Source organism: Pantoea sp. Pa-EAmG, from assembly GCF_030024295.1.
Taxonomy (GTDB): domain Bacteria; phylum Pseudomonadota; class Gammaproteobacteria; order Enterobacterales; family Enterobacteriaceae; genus Pantoea; species Pantoea dispersa.
Map to the genome: position 1 here is coordinate 1 of NZ_JASEWO010000416.1, position 572 is coordinate 572.

Consider the following 572-nt stretch of genomic DNA (forward strand, 5'->3'; position numbering starts at 1 on the left):
CAGAGGAGCCAGATTTAAAGAAGCCCGCTCAGGGAAACCTGAGCGGGCTTTTTGTCTTCTGCGTCCCTCCCCCTTCTCCACACCGCCATCCTGCCATGGCTTGCTGGCTGACCAGCGCTGCATTCACCCTGTCCTCAGTCGCAGGCATGTGCTCCCCGGGGATGCTCCGCAAAAACTGTGTGCCGCTTACGGAATTTAATGACCATTTTTTGTTCTGGCACCAGGCAGTGAAGCGGTAAAACCCGCAGCATGGGCAAATCTGCGCATTCATGTGTGTTTCAACAGGGACAAACACCAGCAAGGGAGCACTTTCTATGAGTAATGCTGTATTTCCAGCAACGGTTTTCACCACCCAGCGGCGTTTTAATGATTTCTCTTCTGACGACATGCGTTATGGGGATATCCCGGAAGAGAGGCTGAAAAGAGAGTTTGGACTGGTCAACATATCAAACGTGGTGGATCCTTACACCCTGACCCGATTGACTGCCTTTGATACTCCGCAATCGAGGTTCGCAGGGGCATACAATGGCATACACCGTGGTGGCAAACTCAGCGTTGAACAATGTGCGCAA

Annotated in this window: 2 protein-coding genes; both read left to right on the forward strand. The window is 52.3% G+C overall.

Annotation, left to right across the window (positions count from 1 at the left end):
* On the forward strand, positions 1 to 239 hold a 239-nt coding region (locus tag QMM04_RS23000), incomplete at its 5' end, for a hypothetical protein (protein WP_282997211.1).
* A 75-nt stretch (positions 240 to 314) separates the two neighbouring features.
* Positions 315 to 572: DUF3289 family protein (locus tag QMM04_RS23005; RefSeq protein ID WP_282997213.1), on the forward strand; the 258-nt coding region annotated here is incomplete at its 3' end.